We start from the raw sequence: 4,806 nt of genomic DNA on the forward strand, positions 1-4,806 counted from the left end.
TTGCCCGCGCCCACATCGTTGTACGGCGTGGCCGAAAAATCGACCTGCACAAAGCACCGCCCCTTGGTCGCGGCAATTTTCGACAGGCTTTTTTGCCACTCCACCTCGGTTGATTCACCCTCTTTTTTGAGCTCGTGAATGTGGTGCGCCTCGTCGTTGAATACCATCAACTCGGGCAGATTCGCCAAAAACTCCAGCACATTGCCGCGTGCATAACGGCGGTCCAACACGTCCAGACTGTTGCCGGTGGCACGGCCGGGCATCAGGGGCAGCACGGCGCTGATGATTAGTTGCGGCTCCAGCGGCGCGCCCAGCGCTTCAACTTCTTCCACATCCTCCACGCTGTCGCTGTCGCTGTCATTCAACAGGTGCCAGTTGGTGATGGCAATCATGCCGTTGCCCGTGGCTTTCAGGCCAATCTCGGTTTTGCTGCAGACGTTGCCGCGCACAAAGGCAAACACCGGTTCGCGGTAGGCGTCGGGCATGAACAGGTCGGCAAACCGGGCGATGTCAGAGCTGGCGAAGTCGCGCGAGCCATTGCCCGCATCCACCAGCTTGCCGCAAAACGCATCCAGCAAGCGCTCGTAAACAATCAGGCCAGGCGCCACCACCATGAACTGGCGGGTAAAGCGGGCGTCGTCAATCCCTTCGGCCAGTGCTGCCGTTTTATTGAGCAGTTGCCAGATCATCAAGGCCTGCAGCACCCAGGTTTTGCCGGTGCCGGTCGCCATCTTGAAGCAATATTTGGGGTGCGCGTGTTTGGCCAGTGCTACCTCGTTCAGGCGCGTGCCGGACAACAGCGCATCGGGCGCGCAGTTTTTGTAGAGGTCGAGCAAGGTCCAGTTCTCATGGTCTTTGCCCAACACTTCGTGCGCGACGATGGCGTTCAAAATCGCCTGTTTCTGCCCGGCATGAAAGTTCAGCCCACTGCGTGCCAGAACCATGTCTTCGCCAAACCACCACAGCAATAGCTCGGCGGTGGTGGGCGTCACCAGCTCCAGAATGTCAGCGGCACCGTATTCGAGGCCCAGGCACAGCTGATTGGTTTTGGCGGTCAGGCCGATGGAGAGTGCGAGTTGGTTTTCTTTTTGTGGCATGTTGTTATCCCTGATATCTTATTTAAATAAACAAATTGTTTATAATTTGGCTGTGATTGAAAACTTTGCCAACCCCGAAACCGAACGTCTGTTTGCCACAGGCAAGTCGCGCCGCTTGCCGCCCGACATCCTGCGGCGTGCCGTGATGCGGCTGACGCAGTTGGACGCAGCGGTGGACGTGGAGGACTTGCGACAGCCTCCCTCTAACCGGCTGGAGGCTTTGTCGGGCGATCTGGCAGGCAAATGGAGTATCCGCATCAATGACCGTTGGCGCGTGTGCTTTCGGTTTGAGCGCAGCAATGCACAAGACGTTGAAATCATTGATTACCACTGAGGAGAGAACACCATGAAAACACCTGTTAACGGAATGCCCGCCATCCACCCCGGCGAATTTCTGCGTGAAATACTTGATGACATGGCGCTGACGCAAACCGCTTTTGCCGAAGCCATTGGTGTCTCGCCCATGCGCGTGTCGCACGTCCTCAAAGGCCAACGCCCGGTCACGGCTGAATTGGCATTGCGCCTGGGGCTGGCGCTGCGTCAAACGCCGCAGTACTGGCTCAACCTGCAAACGGCTTATGACCTGAAAGTCGCGCAGCTTGAATTGAAAGACAGTTTGCTGGCCGTGCGGGAACTGGCTGCGGCTTAAAGCCGCCTCCGTCCACACGTCAAGCGGCCTCTACGGTGGCAATTACCTCCGCCTCAAAGCCAAACACATCAACCACCCGCACGCACACCTTGCGCGGACCGGGTTTGGCGGCGGTTGTCACCACCGCCTGCGTGACCACACGCAAAGCATCGCCGTCGTTGGCGGTATTGCCCCGGTAGTCCTGCCAAACCGAGCGGAACACCTTGCCGTCATAGTCCGGGTCCACTGCCCAATACTCAATCAACGCCAGCGGCTCCTGGTTGATGACGGCTTGCAGCTTGACTCGGTTGGCATCGTCCAAGTTGATGGCTTCGGGCGACAGCAGCACGTAGTTTTTGAGTTTGACGGTGAGCGTTTCCTGCTCGGCACCCTCTGATGAGTTGGCAACTGCCTTGCGCTCAATCGGGTGAATCGTCAGGTATTGCAGTGACGAGAACCGCACTTGCCCGCGCAGTTTGTCGATGCCGCCTTTTTTCTTGAGCCGGTCCATCAAGTCAGGTGGAATCACCAGCACTTCAAGGCGTGAGTCGTTCAGTGCGTTGATGGTTTCACCAATCGAGGGCTCAAAGTTCCAGCCCAGCACCACGACCCGGTCCCAGCCGCCCAGCAGGTTGTCGCGCTGCGCAATCGCCTTTTTGAGCGTGGCCGCGCCGGTGAGCTTGTTGGGCGAGTCGGCCAGCACCAGTGTTTTGCTGCTCTTGCCCGCGCCCGCACCACCAAATGCCATGCCGGCAATTTGGCCCAGGTTGCGCTGCGGGTTGACTTCAGGCGGTAAGGGCAGGGCGCCGTAAAGCGACAGCACGATTTGCGACAGGTCGCCAATGCGAAAGTCCCGCCCCAGCATCGCCTTGGCCGCTTCCACCTGGTAGTCGCCGATGGCTTGGTACAGGAAAGGCTTGGCATCCTGATCGATCAAGCGCTTTCTCATGATCATGCAGGCCGGTTTGCCGAGGTCGGTGGTGATCCAGCGGCGCCCCAGTTTTTCGGCGACGGCGGCTGTGGTGCCGGAGCCGCCACAAAAATCGGCCACAAGTCCATTGGATGGACACGACGCGGTAAGAATTCGGCTCAATAATTCTTCAGTTTTTTGCGTTGAATAGCCAACAGACTCATTGGATGAGTTGTTGAGTTTGTCCATGTGCCAAACGTCATCAACAACGACGCCATCACGCATTACATCGTCAATGAAACGCTTTATGCGCTCGCCGTTGCCCGCATCGGATAAAACATATTCGCGTCCATTAATGTCAACGTGAACTTTCTGTTTTCTTTTTTTGACGTACTCCTCTTTTGAATCCCACATTTCAAAGAATGACGAAAAGTGTTGAGTGTCGCTTTTGCCATATAGAAATATTGTGTCGTGGCGTTTCTCAAATGAAGTCTGCAACTGCTTATTCCAGCCGGAGTAATGCCAGATGATTTCATTACGAAAGTTCTTTTTGCCAAAAATTTCATCAAGAATCAGCTTCACGTAGTGCCCCACATGCCAATCCAGATGCACATAAATCGAGCCCGTATCCGCCAACAGTTCGCGCATCAAAATCAGCCGGGGCGTGATCATGGCCAGGTACGAAGCGGTGCCATCGCTCCAGGTGTCGGAGTAGGCGAACTGCTCGATGACGGTGGGCTTTTGCTCCAGTTCCATGCCGGGCAGCGTGACCTTGGTGCGGTAGTCGGCCTTGCTGTCAAACGGTGGGTCGATGTAGATCAAATCGACTCTGCCGCGCAGGGAGGGTGTGTTCTCATCCCCCGCCAGCAGGGCCGCCATCGCCAGCAAATTGTCGCCGTAAATCAGGCGGTTGGTCCAGGGTTGCACTTCGACGGAAGCAGTTTCGCCCAGCGTCTGCTGCGGGTTGTCGATCAGGATGGTTTGGCCGGGGGCGAATACTTCGCGGTGCACCGTGCGCTTTTGCGCCGTCACCCAATCCTGCACTGCGCTGTCTTTGGCGGGTAGCACCACTTCGCGTGTTTGAAGCGATACGCGGTGGCGACTTTCCAACCCCTCCAGAATTTTTTCAGCTTCTTTGCGGCCTTGGGCCACGATTTCGGGGAGTTGTTCGAGCAGGGATTTGGGCATGAGGGGTTTTTGTTGACGACCCTCCGAGTCACCAGAATCAGTCAACGTAATCAATAGTTACGTAAAAAACGTGACTATACAGCGCTGTTCCTTGGTGGGTTGGCTTGCTGGATAACGTAACTAAATGGAAGACGCAAGAAAATTGTTTGCGGATCGGTTACGCGATGCGATGATTGCTGCTGGTTACGAGGCCAAGCCGGCGGTATTGGAGCGCGAGTTCAATACCCGTTACTGGGGCAAACCGATGACGCTGCACGGTGTGCGTCGCTGGTTGCGCGGCGAAACCTTGCCCACGCATGAAAAGTTATTGGTGTTGGCTGAGTGGCTTGCAGTGTCACCACAGCAACTGAATTTTGGCGATGAAGTTCAGCGCAAAGTGGAGCAGCGTCGCTCCCGTTGGGACAGTGGCATTGGTTACCAGGATCGGGATATTTTTGAAGCGTTCTTGAAGTTGCCCGTCCCGCAGCGCAAGCTCATCCGCGAAGTGATTCTGACTTTCGCCAAAGTGCATGGAGACGCGACAACAACTGCGCCAGAATAGCCAATAGTTCTGCGCGGCAGAATCTGCAGAAGAGGCCCAACATGACACAACTGCTGCTTGACGAAATTCACCCTGGCGAAATCCTGCTTGAAGAGTTCATGAAGCCGATGGGCATCACGGCGCGGCAACTTTCCAGCGACATGGATGTGCCGCCGAGTCGCATCAGCGATATCGTGAACGGTGCTCGCCCCATCACGGCAGACACGGCCTTGCGGCTGGGCTTGTTTTTCAGCATGGAACCTCGTTACTGGCTGAACCTTCAAACTGAATACGACATGCTTCGTGACGCGTGAAAGTCTTGACAGAGTCGCCCCGCGCATCCGGGTTTTTCAGCCGACAGTCACCTGATGTTTTGCTTCTAAATTGATAGCTACTTGCGCAGGTAGCACGGGGGCTAGAGGCTGATTTGTTATAAATCCTCGTCTTCCTGCCGGACAAACCC

6 protein-coding genes are annotated in these 4,806 nt (G+C 56.0%); 4 read left to right on the top strand and 2 right to left on the bottom strand.

Annotated elements, in window-relative coordinates; all coding sequences use genetic code 11:
- On the bottom strand, positions 1–1,097 hold a 1,097-nt coding region (locus tag WCG50_RS17530; RefSeq protein ID WP_336900883.1), incomplete at its 3' end, for a DEAD/DEAH box helicase family protein.
- A 52-nt stretch (positions 1,098–1,149) separates the two neighbouring features.
- Between WCG50_RS17530 and WCG50_RS17535 the strand changes: the two genes are divergently transcribed.
- Together WCG50_RS17535 and WCG50_RS17540 are read left to right on the top strand one after the other, a co-directional pair.
- On the top strand, positions 1,150–1,431 hold the full coding sequence (locus tag WCG50_RS17535; protein ID WP_336900884.1) for a type II toxin-antitoxin system RelE/ParE family toxin: 282 nt from the start codon (positions 1,150–1,152) through the stop codon (positions 1,429–1,431).
- 12 nt (positions 1,432–1,443) lie between these two features.
- Positions 1,444–1,746, top strand: a complete 303-nt coding sequence (locus tag WCG50_RS17540; RefSeq protein ID WP_336900885.1) for a HigA family addiction module antitoxin — start codon at positions 1,444–1,446, stop codon at positions 1,744–1,746.
- A 19-nt stretch (positions 1,747–1,765) separates the two neighbouring features.
- Here WCG50_RS17540 and WCG50_RS17545 read toward each other — a convergent pair whose 3' ends face one another.
- On the bottom strand, positions 1,766–3,823 hold the full coding sequence (locus WCG50_RS17545) for a DNA methyltransferase (protein ID WP_336900886.1): 2,058 nt from the start codon (positions 3,821–3,823) through the stop codon (positions 1,766–1,768).
- Between the two features lie 124 nt (positions 3,824–3,947).
- Here WCG50_RS17545 and WCG50_RS17550 point away from each other — a divergent pair, with 124 nt between their 5' ends.
- Positions 3,948–4,364, top strand: coding sequence for an XRE family transcriptional regulator (locus tag WCG50_RS17550; RefSeq protein WP_336900887.1), 417 nt, complete (start codon positions 3,948–3,950; stop codon positions 4,362–4,364).
- Positions 4,365–4,405: 41 nt separating this feature from the next.
- Positions 4,406–4,657, top strand: a complete 252-nt coding sequence (locus WCG50_RS17555; RefSeq protein WP_336900888.1) for a HigA family addiction module antitoxin — start codon at positions 4,406–4,408, stop codon at positions 4,655–4,657.
- Positions 4,658–4,806: the final 149 nt, after the last annotated feature.

Source organism: Rhodoferax sp. (assembly GCF_037143375.1).
Lineage (GTDB): Bacteria > Pseudomonadota > Gammaproteobacteria > Burkholderiales > Burkholderiaceae_C > Rhodoferax.

What these genes read in the sequence shown, in the direction of transcription:
- WCG50_RS17540 (WP_336900885.1), top strand. Translation starts at nt 1,444, where the DNA reads ATGAAAACACCTGTTAACGGAATGCCCGCCATCCACCCCGGCGAATTT.
- WCG50_RS17545 (WP_336900886.1), bottom strand. Translation starts at nt 3,823, where the DNA reads ATGCCCAAATCCCTGCTCGAACAACTCCCCGAAATCGTGGCCCAAGGC.
- WCG50_RS17550 (WP_336900887.1), top strand. Translation starts at nt 3,948, where the DNA reads ATGGAAGACGCAAGAAAATTGTTTGCGGATCGGTTACGCGATGCGATG.
- WCG50_RS17555 (WP_336900888.1), top strand. Translation starts at nt 4,406, where the DNA reads ATGACACAACTGCTGCTTGACGAAATTCACCCTGGCGAAATCCTGCTT.